This is a genomic window from Blautia sp. Marseille-P3087, assembly GCF_900120195.1.
Taxonomy (GTDB): domain Bacteria; phylum Bacillota; class Clostridia; order Lachnospirales; family Lachnospiraceae; genus Blautia_A.
Genome location: NZ_LT635539.1, coordinates 2128863 through 2147695, shown reverse-complemented (window position 1 = coordinate 2147695; position 18833 = coordinate 2128863). Strand labels below are relative to the sequence as shown.

21 protein-coding genes and 1 tRNA gene are annotated in these 18833 nt (G+C 40.1%); 3 read left to right on the top strand and 19 right to left on the bottom strand.

The window, feature by feature from the left end; translation table 11 throughout:
* The first annotated feature begins 17 nt into the window (after positions 1–17).
* The 3 genes from serS to BQ7344_RS10310 all read left to right on the top strand — a co-directional run bounded on the left by serS (position 18) and on the right by BQ7344_RS10310 (position 2758).
* Positions 18–1313 carry a serine--tRNA ligase gene (serS, locus tag BQ7344_RS10320; protein ID WP_072522503.1) on the top strand — a complete coding sequence of 432 codons (1296 nt, stop codon included), beginning with the start codon at positions 18–20 and terminating at the stop codon, positions 1311–1313.
* Between the two features lie 17 nt (positions 1314–1330).
* The gene (locus BQ7344_RS10315; RefSeq protein WP_072522502.1) at positions 1331–2200 is read left to right on the top strand and encodes a DUF3881 family protein; all 870 of its coding nucleotides are present in this window, start codon (positions 1331–1333) and stop codon (positions 2198–2200) included.
* Positions 2201–2681: 481 nt separating this feature from the next.
* A tRNA-Arg gene (locus tag BQ7344_RS10310) sits at positions 2682–2758 on the top strand.
* A gap of 231 nt (positions 2759–2989) precedes the next feature.
* Here BQ7344_RS10310 and BQ7344_RS10305 read toward each other — a convergent pair.
* From BQ7344_RS10305 to mobT, 19 genes are all read right to left on the bottom strand, one after another.
* Positions 2990–4456, bottom strand: a complete 1467-nt coding sequence (locus BQ7344_RS10305) for a site-specific integrase (RefSeq protein ID WP_072522501.1) — start codon at positions 4454–4456, stop codon at positions 2990–2992.
* Between the two features lie 21 nt (positions 4457–4477).
* A complete protein-coding gene (locus BQ7344_RS10300; RefSeq protein ID WP_226814520.1) occupies positions 4478–4678 on the bottom strand; it encodes a helix-turn-helix domain-containing protein in 201 nt (66 codons plus the stop codon).
* 503 nt (positions 4679–5181) lie between these two features.
* Positions 5182–5370: a helix-turn-helix domain-containing protein gene (locus BQ7344_RS10290; protein WP_005334926.1), complete on the bottom strand. Its 189-nt coding sequence runs from the start codon at positions 5368–5370 to the stop codon at positions 5182–5184.
* A 57-nt stretch (positions 5371–5427) separates the two neighbouring features.
* On the bottom strand, positions 5428–5847 hold the full coding sequence (locus BQ7344_RS10285; RefSeq protein WP_072522500.1) for a sigma factor-like helix-turn-helix DNA-binding protein: 420 nt from the start codon (positions 5845–5847) through the stop codon (positions 5428–5430).
* Between the two features lie 239 nt (positions 5848–6086).
* Positions 6087–6311, bottom strand: coding sequence for a sporulation initiation factor Spo0A C-terminal domain-containing protein (locus BQ7344_RS10280; RefSeq protein ID WP_005334915.1), 225 nt, complete (start codon positions 6309–6311; stop codon positions 6087–6089).
* Positions 6312–6437: 126 nt separating this feature from the next.
* Positions 6438–7055 carry a helix-turn-helix domain-containing protein gene (locus BQ7344_RS10275; RefSeq protein WP_072522499.1) on the bottom strand — a complete coding sequence of 206 codons (618 nt, stop codon included), beginning with the start codon at positions 7053–7055 and terminating at the stop codon, positions 6438–6440.
* A 22-nt stretch (positions 7056–7077) separates the two neighbouring features.
* Complete coding sequence (locus BQ7344_RS10270) at positions 7078–7737, bottom strand: phosphatase PAP2 family protein (protein WP_013976757.1); 660 nt, start codon at positions 7735–7737, stop codon at positions 7078–7080.
* A gap of 308 nt (positions 7738–8045) precedes the next feature.
* The gene (locus BQ7344_RS10265) at positions 8046–8948 is read right to left on the bottom strand and encodes a conjugal transfer protein (RefSeq protein WP_072522498.1); all 903 of its coding nucleotides are present in this window, start codon (positions 8946–8948) and stop codon (positions 8046–8048) included.
* Between the two features lie 14 nt (positions 8949–8962).
* Positions 8963–9970, bottom strand: a complete 1008-nt coding sequence (locus tag BQ7344_RS10260; RefSeq protein ID WP_072522497.1) for a bifunctional lytic transglycosylase/C40 family peptidase — start codon at positions 9968–9970, stop codon at positions 8963–8965.
* Positions 9967–12114 carry a CD3337/EF1877 family mobilome membrane protein gene (locus BQ7344_RS10255; protein ID WP_143143558.1) on the bottom strand — a complete coding sequence of 716 codons (2148 nt, stop codon included), beginning with the start codon at positions 12112–12114 and terminating at the stop codon, positions 9967–9969. The genes BQ7344_RS10260 and BQ7344_RS10255 overlap by 4 nt, the downstream gene beginning before the upstream one ends.
* Positions 12111–14564: a conjugal transfer ATPase TcpF gene (locus BQ7344_RS10250; protein WP_072522496.1), complete on the bottom strand. Its 2454-nt coding sequence runs from the start codon at positions 14562–14564 to the stop codon at positions 12111–12113. Before BQ7344_RS10250 ends, BQ7344_RS10255 begins: the two co-directional genes overlap by 4 nt.
* Positions 14551–14940, bottom strand: coding sequence for a conjugal transfer protein (locus BQ7344_RS10245; protein ID WP_005611098.1), 390 nt, complete (start codon positions 14938–14940; stop codon positions 14551–14553). The genes BQ7344_RS10250 and BQ7344_RS10245 overlap by 14 nt, the downstream gene beginning before the upstream one ends.
* A gap of 113 nt (positions 14941–15053) precedes the next feature.
* Positions 15054–15557 carry an antirestriction protein ArdA gene (locus tag BQ7344_RS10235; RefSeq protein WP_072522495.1) on the bottom strand — a complete coding sequence of 168 codons (504 nt, stop codon included), beginning with the start codon at positions 15555–15557 and terminating at the stop codon, positions 15054–15056.
* A gap of 16 nt (positions 15558–15573) precedes the next feature.
* Positions 15574–15969 (bottom strand): hypothetical protein, encoded by a 396-nt coding sequence (locus BQ7344_RS10230; RefSeq protein WP_055200585.1) that lies wholly within the window; start codon positions 15967–15969, stop codon positions 15574–15576.
* Positions 15970–15984: 15 nt separating this feature from the next.
* On the bottom strand, positions 15985–16476 hold the full coding sequence (locus BQ7344_RS10225; protein ID WP_055060387.1) for an antirestriction protein ArdA: 492 nt from the start codon (positions 16474–16476) through the stop codon (positions 15985–15987).
* A gap of 83 nt (positions 16477–16559) precedes the next feature.
* Positions 16560–17087: a YcxB family protein gene (locus tag BQ7344_RS10220; RefSeq protein ID WP_072522494.1), complete on the bottom strand. Its 528-nt coding sequence runs from the start codon at positions 17085–17087 to the stop codon at positions 16560–16562.
* A 96-nt stretch (positions 17088–17183) separates the two neighbouring features.
* A complete protein-coding gene (locus BQ7344_RS10215) occupies positions 17184–17405 on the bottom strand; it encodes a hypothetical protein (RefSeq protein ID WP_004844214.1) in 222 nt (73 codons plus the stop codon).
* Entirely contained in the window at positions 17402–17536 is a 135-nt protein-coding gene (locus BQ7344_RS10210) for a DUF3789 domain-containing protein (RefSeq protein ID WP_072522493.1), read from the bottom strand. Before BQ7344_RS10210 ends, BQ7344_RS10215 begins: the two co-directional genes overlap by 4 nt.
* 3 nt (positions 17537–17539) lie before the next feature.
* Entirely contained in the window at positions 17540–18772 is a 1233-nt protein-coding gene (gene mobT, locus BQ7344_RS10205; RefSeq protein WP_072522492.1) for a MobT family relaxase, read from the bottom strand.
* Positions 18773–18833: the final 61 nt, after the last annotated feature.

The following is an 18833-nucleotide window of genomic DNA, read 5'->3' as shown; positions in this document are numbered from 1 at the left end:
TGTCAGGAGGAGAAATTATGTTAGACATTAAATTTGTGAGAGAAAATCCTGAAATCGTAAAACAGAACATCCGCAACAAATTCCAGAATAACAAACTGGAACTGGTTGATAAAGTAATCGCTCTGGACAAAGAAAACAGAGAAATCAAACAGGAAGTAGAAGCACTCAGAGCTGAAAGAAACAAAATTTCCAAACAGATCGGTGCATTGATGGGACAGGGTAAACGCGAAGAAGCAGAAGAAGTAAAAAAACAGGTTGCAGCATCCGGTGCACGTATTGATGAACTTTCTGCAAGAGAAAAAGAAGTAGAAGAAGAACTTCTGAAAAATATGATGGTTATTCCGAATATTATCGATCCATCTGTCCCGATTGGTAAAGATGACAGTGAAAATGTTGAAATTGAAAAATTTGGTGAACCAGTTGTTCCGGATTACGAAATTCCATATCATACAGAAATTATGGAAAACTTTGACGGAATTGATCTGGACAGCGCAAGACGTGTTGCAGGTAACGGATTCTACTATCTGATGGGAGATATCGCAAGACTTCATTCTGCAGTTATTGCATACGCAAGAGATTTCATGATAAACAGAGGATTTACTTACTGTGTACCGCCTTTCATGATCAGAAGCAACGTTGTAACAGGTGTAATGAGTTTCGCAGAAATGGATGCCATGATGTATAAAATCGAAGGTGAAGACCTTTACCTGATCGGTACAAGTGAGCATTCTATGATCGGTAAATTCATAGATCAGATTGTTCCTGAAGAAGAACTGCCGAAGACACTTACAAGCTATTCCCCATGTTTCCGTAAAGAAAAAGGTGCACATGGTCTTGAGGAGAGAGGGGTTTACCGTATCCATCAGTTTGAGAAACAGGAAATGATCGTTGTCTGCAAACCTGAAGAAAGCCCGATGTGGTTTGATAAACTGTGGAAGAATACTGTAGATCTGTTTCGTTCTCTGGATATTCCGGTACGTACACTGGAATGCTGCTCTGGTGACCTGGCAGACCTGAAAGTAAAATCCCTTGATGTAGAAGCATGGTCTCCACGTCAGAAGAAATACTTCGAGGTAGGAAGCTGCTCTAACCTTGGTGATGCACAGGCTCGTCGTCTGAGAATCCGTGTAAATGGCAAAGATGGTAAGAAATATCTGGCTCACACCTTAAACAATACTGTAGTAGCACCTCCGAGAATGCTGATCGCATTTTTGGAAAACAACCTGAATGCAGACGGATCTGTAAATATTCCAGAAGCACTGCAGCCATACATGGGCGGCATGAAAAAGATTGAGAAAAAGACCCAGGCATAAGGGTACGGAGGTATATTTTGCACAGCTTTTTAAAAGCAATTGGTTTTTCTCAGATCAGTAAACGAGAAGAAATGAAAAAAATAATTCTTGATGTTATCAAGAATTATGATAAAAAAAATGTTATTCAGGATTACCCAGATGGCACATTTGCTGAATTTTCGAGAAATTATGGAAACGATTGTGGAATCACTGTTTGTGGTCAGTATGATGAGGAAGACCGGTTTCATGTGGAGTATTATTATCCGTTCTTTCATGGGACAGGAGTTACGACACAGGAGGCAGTTACCGTAGAAAAGCATGTAGATAGAAATGCTTTTTCCGGAGCATGTGATGATCTGCGAATCGGAATCACATTGATTTTTTATCTTCAGAATACTGCTGAATATATGAAGGAAAGTGGAAAAGAAAAAATTGACAATTATCCATTGATTTTATCAGGACTTGCGGGAGAAGGCAAAATCCTTCTTCCAGTCCTCAAAGATAAAGAAGCTGTCAAGGTGGAGCAGGAATCTGCAAAGAACAGAAGCTCCATGATTGCAGCTGCCAGAAATGGTGATGAAGAGGCAATGGAAAATTTGACAATGGAAGAAATGGATACGTATTCCATGATTTCAACCAGAATTGTGAATGAGGATATTCTTTCGATTGTGGATTCCTATTTTATGCCTTATGGAATCCAGTGTGATCAGTACAGCATACTGGGTGAAATTTTGGAAGTGCATACTGTCAACAATATTGTCACAGATGAGGAACTTGTCCAGATGACGATAGAAAGCAACAATATGCAATTTGATGTATGCATTAACCGAAAAGATCTTCTGGGAGATCCACAGGTAGGAAGAAGATTCAAAGGTACCATATGGCTTCAGGGACAGTTGCAATTTTGAGCTTCAAAAATAAAGGTCTTGTTTTTTAAAGAAAGATATAGTACAATTTTATGTGGAGTGACGCAATGCGTTACTCCATATTAAATAATATATGTGTTTCCTTAGTTAAATGGATATAAAAAGTGCCTCCTAAGCGGTGACCAGAGTTATCGCTTCGGCATATAACAGAAAAATGAATTTGAGTTCGATTCTGTTATGTGATGTCATAATTAAGGGGACATGTGTTTTTGGAAAAGGCGATAGCTTCATACCAAAAAATTTCATCATATAAGATTGATTCAGCTGACGCAAGTCAGTTTTAAATCATAAAATCCAATACCGTTGAAATGGCTGAAAACTTTGATTTTAAGCCAAAAATCCGGTATTTGTCCTGTTAGTTTAATGGATAGAACAAGTGCCTCCTAAGGGTCAGGTGGAGCAATCCCCTTTTGGAAGCGATTTATGAAATAAATTTGAAAATTGCTCCATGAAAATTAAATACGTCTCAGTACCTCAGTAGGATAGAGGGTTCGCCTCCTAAGCGAAACGTCGCAGGTTCGATTCCTGTCTGGGACGCCAGCAAACAACGCTGAAAGCCTTGATTTATAGAGGTTTTCAGCTTCTTTTGTTTTTGGCTTATAACCTGTCGGATAAGAACATATTCAATTTATATTTTGCAATTTCTTTTGATTTTCAGAATTTGTAATTCGATATTTTTATGACTGTTTGAGTAGAAGAGTTTGCTAACACTTTTTTTATTTTGAAAAAATATCAGCAGATTTTTGAAGATTTGCTAACACTTTTGAAAAATTACTTTGAAGCTGATTGTTTCAAAAGCATTGCTTTCATCTCCGGCGTAAGTGATTTTAAAAACTGTAAAAGCTCCATATCACTGTCTGATAAGCCGTTGTTTTCTGGCTGAACTTCCTCATTTTGTGGTTGCATTTCTGAATCATGGTTTAGAGTGGAATAAAATTGTTCGTCCATCTTTTGAGCATTGTAACGTCTATCTTCGTCTATGATTTCTGAATAAACGTCTGTAACCATTTCTGCTTCTGCATGACCTGTATCGCCTTGTACCGATTTTACATCGCCGTTGGTCATTTTCAATTTGTATCCTGTGGATAAATGACGCAGACTGTGGAAAACAACTTGTTCATAGCCATTTTGTTCGCATAACTTTTGAAATCTGTCTCTCACAATTCTACTTTCAACGGGATTTCCATTTTCCAAAGCTATAACAAGGTTGTAATTGTTATAAGCGTCTCCTAGAAATTCCTGTAATTCCTTTTGGTCTTTTTGATATTGCACCAGCAATTCTGCAACTGTCTTTGGCAACCATACGGTACGATTACTTGTTTCTGTCTTTGGTGTCTTTAATACAAGCCTTGTTGTGCAATGTGGCTTTTGTGTCGGAAAAATCTTGATAATATCTTTTTCCTTTAATTTCTGCATAGCTTGTGCATTTACTCTGGAAAGCTCTTTGTTGATGATTACCCTTGCGTTATTCGTTGCAATGGATTGTTCATCAATAATCACATCTTCCCATGTAAGACCTGTAATTTCTCCAATACGCATTGAGCAGGAAAACGCCAAATGCATACAGATGGTTAATAAATCGTCGTCTGACTGCTGAATTGCTTCACGGAATGTATCTACACTCCATACTTTTCTTTTTACCTTAGGAACTTTAGGAAGCGTTGCTAATGAAGCAGGGTTACGCTTGTTGGTATCAATATATTCCCAACGGATTGCTTGATTTAATGCACAGCGTATAATGTCGTGTATTTTCTTGATATTGGCAGGTTGTACGCAACGTCCAGTAGCTTTTCTATTAGCTCTGGGTACTTCTGGAACACTCAATAAATCGTTGTAGTAGGCAGATAATTTCTTTGTGGTAATCTCATTTAACTTCCAATCCCCGATAAGTGGATTGATGTAATTTTCGATAGTACCGACCTTGCTACTAAATGTACTAGGCGACCATTTTGACGTACCATAGAGATTGACAAATATTTTTAAAAAGTCACAAAGCGTAATATCTTCATCGGTACTATCAAGTTCTTTTTTCGATTCATCAATCTGGCGTGCAAACTGTTCCTCTAAGGGAACAATCACATAACCATATTTTTCTTGATAATACTCAACAAATGCTTTTCTCTGCTTTGCCTCTTTCTTTGTCTCTAACGTATCCCATTTCTGTTTACGTTCTCCTGCATTGTCTAAATACCAGTAAATAACAGAAAATGTTGATTTTCTTTTTTTGATTGAAGCCATAATATATTCTCTCCTTAACAGTTAATTTTGATTTAACCATTTATCGAAAGAATCTTTAGATACCCGTATGGCTCTACCAGCACGAACATAAGCGAACTGTCCACTTTTAACCAATGCGTAAGCCACTTTTTTACTCACACATAATTGTTCTGCAATTTCCTCTACTGTATATGTCTTTTTCTCCTTTTTGGGAGTTTCTGTATTTGATGTATCACTTATCACGAGTAATAATAACTCCTTTCCGTGTGATAACAGCAAAATACATACGTTTAACAAGGTCATTATAGCATATCAATAACTCTTGCGGATATGTTTTTTGCCGTTGCTAACACTTTTGCTAATACTTTTTATATGCAGACAAATGGCTTTGGCAAGCTCCACTGGTATCTCAACCATTCCCATTCCTGTGGGCTGAACCGTGTCATACGGGTGTATCATTATCCTGTGTTGCAGGTCATGGCAGAACGACTTTTCCAACGGTCGCTCCCAGATCATTGCATGAATCGCTATCTCCCGATTGGAAAAGTCACGGCGTACAATCTCTGATGGCTCACTGCAAGCACAAACGTATCTGTCTGCATTATTCAGTTGTCAAAGAACTATTAGGCTCTTGTCAGCCTGTATCAATCTGTTTTGTTAAATAGACTGATACAAAATGGCAAGCTAAGAAGTAAGCGGAACAGGAAAGAGGGAAGTGCTTATATGAAGCGTTCCGCAGATATTACCTATTCGATTTTTATGTCAAATTCCAATATCATTTTCATAATGGCTTCTCTGATACGACCTTTTAACTCCATATCCACAGCGATATATACATTTCCGTATTCATCATATAATGGGCGAATACAGCTTTTTGATATATACGGGTCATAGAAATCTAAGATTTTATCAATGGAAATTTTGTCGCCGTCCATAGCCGATGAAATCACATAAAATGATGGCTTCTTATACGAACGTTTTTGTTTCAAATACTAATTTCCCTCCTCTAATGACTTTTTCATTTGTTTTAATGCATAGTGTCGGTTTTGAAATACACCACTTCGGGATATATTCTGCAATTTTGCAATTTCCGTATCACTCATATCCAAGAAATAGTACATAAGTACATTTTCACGGTAACGGTCAGATAATTGTTTAATGACTTTTGCCAGCTCATCGTCATATACATAAATGTCATGTCCACATATATTGAAAGTCGTGTAATCCGTTTTATATGTATCCCATATAGCAACTTTATCTATGATAATGTCGGGAAGCTCACAAAAGGGGATAGCTTCTGCTTGATTCTTTTTCAACTCTTTGTAGTAATCTTTTACAACTCCGAAAACAGTTTTTTTTAAACAACTATCAAAACGACACATTACAGTTTTCTGGAAGTCAGATGGTTTCACGTTCTCACCTCCTCCCTGTGCTGTTTTGTATCTATCCCTCTTTCCACTCCATATAAGAAAAAAACAGGGCAGTTGCTAAGTGATTTGAAAAAATAATCGCTATTTTAGATAAAATTTATATTTGCCCTCAATATATAAGCCGATGAGAAAGGTAAAAATTATTCAATTCGATAAAAAAAGACAAAAAAAGACCTGCACAGTTAATGTACAGGTTAAAGAAGTGATGATTTTTCATAAAATCAGTATTTAATTTTTGTTGCCATCGTATAAACGTATTCTTCTGGTGTAGGTCGTTTCTTTCCAAAATAACTTGAAAATTCAGCTTGCACATCTGGGTCATCGCTGTAATACATTTCATCAATGGTTGACTGAATACGTTCTTTTACTTCTGATACGGAAACACCCTGTTGATGTGCAATCGCTTTAAATACTTGTTTTGTATCACGCTTTTTGATACCCAACATCTAACCACAACCTTTCTGAATAAATTTATTTCCATTCGATAATGCCACAAAATATTAAAAATAATGAATACTTTCGTATATAACTCATTAGTTTTTTACAAACTTGAATTTGTATGGCTCAACTCCTTATCGACCGTCCATAGCTCGTTTATAAAGTAGACCTTCTTTTATAAGTAACAACAGAAAAGCCACTGTTACTGCATATGGTTCTCTCGCAATCGCCAGATACAAAACAGTAATAATACTAAGCCCTACAGACAAAAAAGTAATCACCTTTTTTCCCTTTTCAAATTTGAAATTGACCATTAAAATATTCACAATTCCAATAATCGTTAATGCGATAAAAAGACCCCAGTATGTCATACGAATCCAAATTTCATTATCTACATACTCAATAAGACTTACTGAATAGATATATCCATCAACCGGTTTGGAATACAATGGAAGAAAAATAAGCATCAAAGAGAGCAAATCGGTAAATCCAAATAACAAGTCACATAGACCATTGAGATTTGACTTGTTTTCTTTTTCAGCAATCAAAACCAACTGATCTCCGGATAACAGCTCATCAATGGACACAGAGAAATATCTGGATATTTCCTTTAATGAATCTATGCTCGGATATCCTCTTCCGGATTCCCATTTTGAAATTGCAGTTCTTGAAACAAATAATGCCTCGGCTAGTTCTTCTTGTGTCAAACCTCGGCTCTTTCTTAATTCCTGAAGCTTTTCATGGAATTCCACCTCCTTCACCTCCTTTTTTATTTCACTTTTTTATTGTTAGCATAACTACTGCCTTATAAACAGTAAATAATCCGGCACTTAACAATACACCACCCACAATATCCGTAAACCAATGTACTCCGGAAATCAATCTGCCGATAACCATGAATACAGAAAAAGCGATTGCTAGAATCGTTATGATTCTTTTCAATGTAGAACATGACATTCTTCGCTGGATCTGTTCAACCAAAGTCGGCATCACGCACAATACCAGTAGAGTCGTTGAAGAAGGATAAGAAGCCTCCATAATTCCATTGATTAAAATTGGTCTGTAATTGATTGGGATGATCTCAAAAATGAAGTATGCCAGTATCACTATAACATAATAAACTCCCAGGATAATGATATCGGGATCCACTTTGAAGAGACTTCTTCTCTTTATTAACTGAACCAGTCCAATACCTGCAAAAATCAGGCATACAACTAAAGGAATCAGACCCATCCAATCGGTAATCGTATAAATTGTCATATTAACATTTGTTAAACGATGAAACCAGCAATTGAATGTTGCAAATCCAATATTCGTTGCATTCTGCCCCAGTGGCTGCACGTCTACCATCTGAATCAAAGCTGTCCATATTGCAAACGCTATAATAAATATACCTCCTAAAAATAAAACTTGTTTTCCATTCTTTTTCATCATTATACGTCCTTTCTATATTGGTTTGTCTTTTCGACGATTTCACCTTATCAAAAAGCGTAAAATGACGCAAGAATCGCTCTTTCACATGTATGACACGATTCGTATCATCCCCACAAATGCGTGATTTTCTGTATATTTTCCTGAATACCTATTCCTACAAATTTCGATTTGTCTTTTTCTTCATTATACACAGTACTTATGTATTTTTCTACATATTTATCGCTTTAGAAATTGCCTTAAAATATTATAATAGATTGCAGAATAGTATAGATTAAATAACAACTTTCCATACTATTCTGCTGTAATATTTATTCTACAATCTTCCAGTTGTCGTTCTTATGAAGCATAAGCTCATACTGTGAAATTTGCGTCATTTTCGATTTGTTGTCCAGATATTTCACAGACACACTGACCTTGAGATTATCGCCATCTTTGGTAAAGACAGGGTTTTCCAGTTCTGAAAATACATAATCGCCAGATACAGGAGCAAGCACACCGTCTTTGACATAGTAGGCAAGTTCTTTCTCCGTAGCGGTAGGGTACAGTTTGAAGAATGTTTCCAAGAAAGCGGTAGCGTCCTTGACTGTGTCTGAGCTGATACTGACATCTGCTTCCTGTGCTTTTGGCTCATACTTTGATTTCTGTACCGCCGGAGCAAGGGTAGGATTTTGGGTAATGACCATTGCACCGTCCTTATCCACATGAACAGTCACGGTGTAGTTTTCTGCAACTGCCTGTGTCTGTTCTCCCTCTTTTACCTGCTGATCTACTTCGTAGGCAACGGTAAAATCGTCCGTTCCAGACTGCTTTATATTCCAGACCAGCACATTTGTAACCGTAACACTGGTTGGTATGTCCGTTCTGATGGTATCAGCGTTCAAGTCCTGTAATTCTTTGGTAAGGTATTTACTGATTTCCGTTGTTCTTGCTTCAATGGCTTCCTTGCTTGTATCCCATGAGTAGTAGGCTTTCGCAAAGTTCTTGACGAAATTTTCAATACCGTTGGTATCGTTCAATCTTAGCTGAATGATTTCTTTTTCATGTACCGTGTGGGTGTCAATAGCGGTAAAATTCTTATACACACCAAAGCTGGTGCTTGCTAAAAGCACCGCCCACAACAGCAGGACAGATTTCTTATGTGTCCCGACTTTCATGGTACGCACTTTCTTATTCTTAGGTGCTTTCTCTGTTTGTTCTTTCTTCTTAAACATATTTCAAGTCCTTTCTATTGTTTGATTCTTCCGGCACAAATGATGTGCTGTTGCCAGTAGGCAGAGGTCAAATCAGTATAGCCGATTGGATTTCCGGCATGATACATCTGATTGTTTCCCACATAGATTCCTACATGGGTAACATAGTCGCTGGTGTTGTAGGTGGAATGGAAAAAGACCAAATCGCCAGCCTGTGCCTGTGACAATGGGATATGCTGGGTTGCGTCATATTGTGCCTGTGCGGTTCGTGGCAGGCTGATTCCGGCTTTTCCGTAGCACCACTGGGTAAGACCAGAACAGTCAAAAGAGGTGTTCGGGTTACTGCCACCGTAGACATACTTCCAGCCTTGATACTTCAACGCTTCATTCATAACAGCCTGTACCGTTTCGTTGCTGAACTGCTTCACGGTCAGATATTGGTTGACCAGCTCCACATAGAACATATTTCCATAGTTATACCGCCAGCCACCATTTTTACTGACCGCTATCGGGTTCGTATAGGTCACTTTTGTACCGCCGGATTTATTCTTTGCGAAATTCTCCGCAAGATTGAAGCTGTGCTTTTTCCCGTTCTTCGCCACATAGTCTGCATAGCCACCACCATAGTTATAAGACTGTATGATAACGTTAATGTCATTCATGCCTTTTGCTTTACAGGAAGAAAGCAGGGACGCAAAATATTTACACCCCTGCTTAATGGATTCTTCTGTACTTAAGAAGTTTGGCGGTAGTCCCAGACTTTCGCTGGACTGCATGACATCAGTAGCCGTACCACCACTTTCTACCTGTATGATGGCAAGCAGGACGTTCACATACTCCGAGATACCGTTTTCTCTGGCGTATCTTTCTACCATCGGCTGATGTTTGAGGACATCGGCTGACAGGTTCATGCCAGAATAGACAGGCGAATAGCTGTTTGAACTGTCGTCATCTTCGCCGGAAATCAGTATCCCGAAAAAGAGGACGAGGGAGAAAAGGACTGGGAATATCGTACCTATGATAAGGATACGCTTTAATCTCATTTCTTCCGTCCTTTCTCTGGTTGCTTCGTAACAGTCTTACAATTTTGTTTTTGGTTGACCTGTTTCTGTACGGTTGTTTTCTTTTGATTACTTCTGGATTCCGCTACGTTTGACTGATTCGTTCTGACAACAGGTGTGACCTGCTGTTCCTGTCTGATGTTGGTTCGGACAGTTTCTTTTCCAGCCTTGATTTCTGCATTTTTTATCACAGGGGAAGTAGCAGGACGTTTCATATCCGGTTTTGTGACTGTATCGGTCTGTGCAGGTTTTGGAACAGATGTGGCAACAGGGCGTTCATGGCTTCTGGTAGCTCCGGCTGTCGCTGATCCATTCGCATGAACATTCTGTCTTGCTTCCTGTGCTTTCTGTAATTTCTGCTTTTTCTGTGAGATATTTTCCCTGTGCAGGTTGCGTTTCTGTGTACGCTGTTCCTGTCGGTTTTCCCGTTCTTCCACAACGCCACGCTTAAAATCTGATACATTATCCTTTGCTTTCTGTTTTGCAGAGTGGACAGCATAACCAGCCTGTGTCGGTAAGTCTTTCACATTTTCTTTCAGAGAAGAAGCACTGTCACGGACTTTATTTTTTGTATCCATTACAGCACCTACCGCAGAACCGACACGGCTTCCCACGGAAATATCATTATTCCTTTGTGGTCTGGCTGGCGTATTTTTATGTGTAGAACGAGAGTGATTATAAGCAGAACCAGCGACTGCACCAGTACCAGCTCCGACCATACTTCCTGTACCCACAGCCCTTGCAAGTCGGCGTTCCATACGTCTTGCCCTGTGTCGCATGAACACCATCGGTCTACGGAATATCCGGCGACCTATCTGCTGGCTGTCATTGGCATTCAGGCTGAACATACTCATTAGTTCTCCGAGTTTCATATAGATTCCAGCAAAGCAGATTATCTGCAAAAATGCCACCATGAAGAACGGGTAATCCGTGGAAATGTTGTAGAACATACTGGAAATCGAAAATGCCACAGTCACAATCAGTGTGATTCCGGCTCTTGTCATAATGGCATTGAACACACGGACAACTGCCTGTTTCGCCATGTTTTCATAGGTCGGTATCATGGACATTAAAAAGCTGACAGGCAGGAACATGGCATAGATGATAAAAAGTATCTGGGAAAACAACATCATGCCGGTAAGCAGAAAGATAAAAATAGTAATGCCAAGATTGAAGATGAGCAGGAAGAACACCATGCCAAGACGGTTGACGACCTGCGGAATCGTTAGGTTGTCATTGTCGTTATCCTCAATCTCTGTTTTTACAACATTTTCCCTTGTTTCTCCATCTTCGTCTGATGGGCTGGCAGATACCAGAGCTTCCACACGGTCAGCTCCAATTTCTTCGGTATCACTGTTTCCGAACTGCAATAACAGCCACGGTTTTTCTACCTGTATCGCAAACAGGCTGTCACGGATAAGGTCTACACTGTCCTTGCCTTTGCTTTGTGAATCGGGGAGCATGATTTTTGTCCCCAAATCCAGAGAAGCGGTGCTGATGTCTGAACTGAAATCATTGATTTTCTGGATATAATTGGGAGCGTAGGCAATAAAGGACGCAGACACGATAAATACCACCACAAAGTTGATAACGGCGTGAAGTGCCTTGCTTGTTTCCCGTTTGAGAAGCCCTGTATAGGCGGTATAAACACCTACAATCAAAATGATAATGAGCAGGAATCCCACATAGAATCCACTGCTGGAAAATCCGTTTTCGGTCACTCCGGCGAGTGTCTGGATACTTTTCCCGATACTGTCTGCCATATCATTGATAAAGTCCAGCTTATACGCCTGTTGCACCACATACCCTGTGGCATTGCTAAGATACAGGCTGATTGTCCAGACAAAGTTTGTGATACAGTAAAGCCCGTACTGCACCGATTTTCCAATGCCGTCCAGCCAGTTCCACGGAAGCCAAGACCAGCTATTGTCCACATAGAAATCAAGCTGATAATTGGAAAGCGGATACTTTGAATACAGGTTGTCTGCATTGACCGTATCATCGACCAGTCCAGACGCATGAGCTACCGTCCCAAGCAGGGACAACAGTACCAGCGTGACGGTCACGGCAAGCAGTACCAGTTTCAGTACATGGAATACCTTTTCTTTTGTGACAGATTTCATCATTCCAAATCCACCTCACTTTTTATCGGCGGTCTGGTATCAAAGGCATGGAGCAGTTCTACAAAGACAGGGTGTATCTGTACCACGCCGACACGCCCGTATAAATCCTGCATTAAGCATTGTCCGTTCTCCAAATCCCTCAACCGTTTCTGGTTGTTTTCGTCCTCACTGTCCAGTCCGAAAAACTCTAAGGTCTGTTTGATTTCATTGGTATCTGTGGAGCGGAACGCAAACTTTAAACCGATGTTATTTTTCAGACTTTCTTTCGATACGTCCCCAGAGGATTGTGTCACGAAATAAACTCCGGCGTTCATGGCTCTACCAGCACGCACCAGCTTATTTGAGAGTGTTTCGCCCTGTGCCACATTTAAGAACGCCCATGCTTCATCAAGGTCTACAATCTTAAAAATGCTTCGGTCTGAATGGATAAAGTCTAAGGCAAAGGTAGATATTACAATCAACATTGCCACCGATAATAATTCAATGGTCGTGTATTCGTCAAAAGTAGTATCTTTATCCGGCAGAACCAAATCCGCAACCTGTATGATATTGAGCTGGTTATCCAGACTGATAGTATTTTTCGCTGTTCCGTCTGAAAAGAGCAGGTGTGCAAAATCATAATTTGTAAAACTGTCAATATGATTTGCGATATGGTTTGAAATAGGCGTATTTTCTTTCCGTAATTCTGTGATAACATTTAGCAATCCTCTTTGTTCACTTTCTGATACTTTGCTGATTGCACTGATAAGCACAGGGAACTTGTCTCCATCACGGGTTGAGATACCTGTTAAAAATGTTAAAATTTCTTTTGCCAGTGTAGCTCCGTCCTCTTTATCTTTCATAATTACAAACGGGTCAAGAAGCCCTGCATTTTCCTTGTCGCTAGTAAGATTTACAATGTTGATTTCCTCTGCAATCTCCGGCAGTGTTTCTTTCCAGTTCCCACGCTCACTTTTCGGGTCTAGGATAACTGCCTGTCCACCGAACAGGACGGAATAATACACCAGCAGGTTATTACAGAATGATTTTCCACCACCAAGCGAACCGACAAAAGCAGAAGCCAACGCATTTGTGACCGTACCTTTTACCCCTTGACTGGCAAGGGACGGTTGTAGGTAGACATTTCTTCCCGTATCCACGGAATATCCGATATAGATTCCTGTATTTTCGCCCAACATCTGGGTAGCACCGAAGCCAAGTCCGGCTAAAAAATCGGATTTCACATACTGGATATAATCATTGATATAACGCCTGCTGGCGGGAAGAAACTCTCCATGCAGTCCCATCATATCTCCGGCAGGACGTACCAGCTTCACGTTCAAATCATCGTAAAAGTCCTTGACTTCATCACAACGGCGTTTCAGTTCGTCAAGATCGGGTGCAGATACCCGTATGACGTAACTTAACTTGTACATACTTTCCTTGCTCTGGTCTAAATCTGTTTCCAGTTCATCGACACTGTCCAAGGCTTCCACCACATTTGAACTTGTTTCGTTTCCGGCTTGATAGGCGTGATTATCCAAGTCCTTTAATTCCTTTTTCTTGTTACGGACAGTGGTTAAGGCTTTCTTATTCCCGACAATCTCAACATTCATAGACGTATCCACAGGGAATGTGAACTGCTGTTGCTGGAAATAAAAGATTTCCGATGATGGGAAGTCCAGCTCCCCGACAATGGCATTGACCGTAAAGTAGGATACATAGCTTTCGCTGTCCTCATGTTCCAGACGCAAATATCGCTGGCTTTCTTCCACCACACAACGGGTAGGACGGATAAGGTCATAATACTTAATCAGTGTTTCCCTTTTTAATTTTCTTTTTGGCAGAGGATACTCATAATCTTCATAGGCTATCCCGTCCCTGCCGTAGAGGTGTTCCATCAGATACGCAAAGTCTTTGGCTTCCAGTCGGCGGATTTTGAACCTACGGGAGATTTTGTTTTCCAGTAATTTCTCCATCTTCACATAACGGTTGATTTCATCATTGCTCATAGAAACAAAGTCGTTCATCAGCGTATGCCTTACCTCATTCAAAAACTCACGGAATGTCAGAAATACCGATTTTTTGATGTTCTTCAGATTGACTTCGTCCTCTGTGACCATGAGCTTGAATCCCAGAAAGAAACGGTAATCTACTTGATTGTCGCCTATCATGGATACAAGGGCTTCGGTCTGGTCGTCTATCTTTTGGATTGCTACCTCACGGAGCTTTCCAGTGACCAGCTTCTTTGACTGTTCCTGTATGCTTCGGATTGAACTTTCAGTTGCAATCTGCAACGCATGAATCTTTCCCTCACGGGACTGTGCGATAAGCTGACGGAAGCTGTCATGCACAAGGTATTTCTGTTCTGGGGATAAGAATGAATAATTGTACGGTATCAGCTCATAGTAGGCGAACACCTCATTGTCCTTATTCCAGACAAGGTTATTGTCGATATATTTAATCGGGAACATAGGTCACACTCCTTACTGCCGTGATAGTTTCCTCAAATTTCTGCTTATGCAGGTTCACGGCTTTTCCGGCATAAGTCACTTTGGGACGCAGAGCATACAGCACCATCGTCTTGATGTAACTGTATGGCTTTTTCCCGTCAAAGGTTTTCTGTGACATAAACCATGTAAGGGCAACGGGAATCCCGAAATATTTCAAAAACGCACCCTCAATCATGGAAAGTGGCGGTACATCTGCAAACAGAATGATGATAAATTCCGTCAGCACGAACCATGTAATCTGGGTAAAGGTCACAGGGAATGGCAGGTTTACATCATTGATGGCATACAGTACCTTTTCCACGTTCCAGATACTTGTATAACTTCGGATTTTCTTCACTTGTAAATGCTCCTTTCTTCATTTTCCTAACAACAGGGACAGCCGGATTTTCCAGACTGCCCCCAAGAGAAAAGCTGACAGTAGCACCAGTGGCGGTGCTGATCTGCCAGCCCTTAACGCAGTACCTCACAGATACCAGCGTTTGTTGCAATAAATGTCCCCTCTATATCGAGGTCACGCCCGTAGGCTTCATAGTCGATATAGTTCTGTAAAGAGGACGGGATTTCTCCGAGTACCTGTTCTTCATCAATCAGATAGTAGGCTAAATCGGTCATCGTTTCACAGCCGGAATACAGAATGATGTCGTCCTTATGTTCCACCAGTTCTTCCAGACTTCCATAGCAGGATATAAAACTGTCCAAGTCGTCCAGCAGGTAATCCGGTAATTCTTCCAACTGCTCATAGATACGGTTCAGTTCTTCGATGGAAATGTATTCGCTAATCTCCATCGGGAAGTTGTCCGTATCATGGATTGCGTATTCTTCGTACTCTGCTTTTAAGCCGATACGTTCTGCAATCACTTCTTCGTCCAATGGAAAAGAGAACCAGTCCCCGACCAGTTCTCCCTCATTGTACTTGCCAAGATTGGCTATATAGACTTGCATATCATCAATCATAAGCGGTCACTTCCTTTCACTCATTGTATTCATAAAATCTGCCATGCACACACAGGAAATGTTCTGATGTTTCTTCCATATCTGAACAGTTCCGATGGTATGTAATATTGCAAAGTCCGGCTTCCAGCTCTTGCAGGTTTGAAAACCATTCTCTTTGAATTGCAGGTATATCTTCGGGTGGGATTTCACTCTCCGAAATCGCAAGGCAGATATTGTTTAACAGGTCAAGGTCTGTATCTTGCAGGATTTCAAAAGGGAAATCATAATCACTGATAAGATAACGGTCACTGTCCGGCGGTAAGCCAATGGATTGTTTTAATGCTTCTATGTTGCAGGGAAGTGTAAACCATGCACAGCCTGTATCTTTTTCCTGTTCATCAAGATTGATAACAAATACTTTCATTTCTGCCATAAGCAATGCCACCTGTCAAAGTTTGAACATACCATTGTTGCAGAGAGCATAACGTCCTTTTTCTTCCAGTTCATGGGCGTAGGCTTCCAGATTAAAATATTTCTTTCCTTTTTCGGAAAGAGCAGAAAATTCAATGTTATGCTCCAAGCGGTAACGGGCAACGTCCATGATGTTGTGACACTCTGGATAAAACAAAAATTCTTCGGATTCCTGCAATAAATCCTCTACACCGCCACAATAAGGAATCAACTCTTTGTATGCCTGCTGAACTTCTGGCGATAAATCCGTGTAAGCAAAGTATAGCTTGTTTAATCGTCTGACAGAAGTTGTCCTTACAATATCGCCAGCAAAGGGGAGCTTCATATCTGTGATTTGATAGTCTTTGCTGTCAGCTTCCACACCGAGCAGGTCACGGAACAGCTCATAATCAATGGGTAAATCAAACCAGCGAGAGGTTTTATCCTCTGCTGATTTGGTCGTTTCAATCAATACGCTACATTCTTCCATCGTAATTCAGTCCTTTCTTCTAATTTTGAGTATGAAAAAAGCAGTCGATCATAACTGAAAGACTGCTTAACTCTAAAACAATATTAAAGCGTTTCTTCTTTTAAATTCTGACTCAAAAGGGATTTTAACTCTTTTACATCATTTTCAGACAAATCATTTTGATTAACAAGAACCATTTCATTTTTTATTGTTCTGATATATATGTAATTTCTAAAAATCCCCCAACATTTAAAGGCGTTCCAATGATTAGTCCCGTTACCAATATCAGAACTAACTGTAATTCCATCGGTATCAAAACAATATTCACGTTTTCCCGAAGTCAGTTTATTATCCATCTTTGAATGAACAATATTTATTACTTTTTTTTGAAATGTGTTAGCTCCGTTTATGATAATCCAGATAAAGAAAACTGAAAATAATAATCCAATAATACCATATCCAATACGACTATTCATAAAACAAAGAGTCGTATATATTAACATTATGACAGACATCACAGACGATAACCCTATTGCAAATTTACGTTTCTTTACATTTTTATCACTGGCTAAAACGATTTCTTTTAAAATATCTTGTTCTTGCTGTCCGATTTCAATACTGTATCTAACCATAATAAGAATCTCCTTTAAACATTTTAATGATATTAGTATATTACCACAAGTAGTATATTACCACAAGTTTGTGTTTAAAATGTGGGATTCTTAATTTTACGCTCCAATAATCTTATTGAATAACTGTAACAATACGTCTTTTACGCCGGATGCATTGAATACAAGACCAACGGCTACTAAGGCAACTACCAAGAATCCGATGAGTTTGGAAAACTCACGCTTGAATCCCAAGTAGATACCGATAACAACAATCGCCATCAACACAAGGCTCTGTGCATTGCTTAAAAACCAGTTATAAAGGTTCTGTCCAAAATTCATGCTTTCTTTTCTCCTTTCAGTTCCATCATTTTTTTGTCAGACTGTCTGCCAGCCTGTAAAATACACATGGCAACCACGCCAACTGTTCCCCCTAAAGAGAAGAACAGGAAGTCAAATAATAATCGTTGCATTTTTCAATTCTCCTTTTCTAAAATCACATCTTCGGTAGATGTGGTCTGCTGTTCAATTATCTTGTAATGCTTTTCCGTCAGTTTCGTGGATTTACGGATTTCTTTCAGATAATCAATCCCTGTTTTCGCTGTGATTGTTTCCAGCATTTTGAGTGTCGGGTCAACCTGCCGTTGAATCCAGCGTAGGGTTCTGTCCAGTGTGTAGGGTTCGGGTTTGGTCGTGAGCTTTAACGGCTCTCTGTTTCCCCCGATGAACCACGCCCAGCGGACAGATAATTTCCAGTCGCTCCGTTTCTTGTCTGCTTCCTTATCCACAAAGCGTACATAACGGTTGATAATAGAAAATGCCGTCCGTTCAGCGTCATAGTAAGTCAGCAGGTCACGGACAGCATAATAAGCACGTTCATTTTTTAACCGTATTTCAAATCTGTTTTTTATCGGTGCTTCCTCAATGGGAATCCCTAGTTTGATGTACTGCTCATAGCTCTTTTCATAGACACAGAAGTACACCTCACTTTTTAGCGAGCCGATATAAAGCGTATAACCCATACCAGCCTTGTCCTGTTCCTCATGCTTGACCAGTTCGCCGGAAGCATAGGACTTAAAGGAACGGAACACCGATACACATTCCTCATTCCGGCATTTTTCGGTCAGTTCTGGAATATCCAACATTCCTGTATGGTCATTGATGGCAAGGTCAAGGCGTTTCATCACACCACCGTCCACCAGAGCGTCCATAAGGAAATCATACCAGCTCCGTTCCTGTGCCAGCAGATAACTTTCAAACTGGCGACAGCCTTTTCCTTTCAGTTCCAGCAGGACACCTTTTTCTTCATCGGGGGAAGTATATACGAAAATATCTCCGATGTAGTAGTGTTCCGTGTAGCTGTAATGCCCGAAGTCCTCATGTATCATGTACTGGATATTGAGCTGTAAGATGTCCTTAATGATGTGTCCAATATCCAGTGTCGGAAACCGTATCCTCACATAATCAAACAGCATGGTAAGCGGTGCTTCTGGATTGAATTTTTCCAGAGCTTCCAAAAGTTTCACTTTCATTTCTTCTGTGACCGCCACCTTTCCGGATTCGATACGGCTTAAATGTTCACGGCTGATTCCAGCCATGACCGCAAGTTTCGTCTGGGATACACCGTACTGCAAACGTCTGTCTGCAAAATCCTGTATCCACTCTGTATCATTCAGTGCGATACCCCCTTTACGAAAAAACTGTGACATTTTATATCCGATGTCACAGCAGTAAAAAAAGCTACCAAATGCTTGATTTCAGCCAAGAATC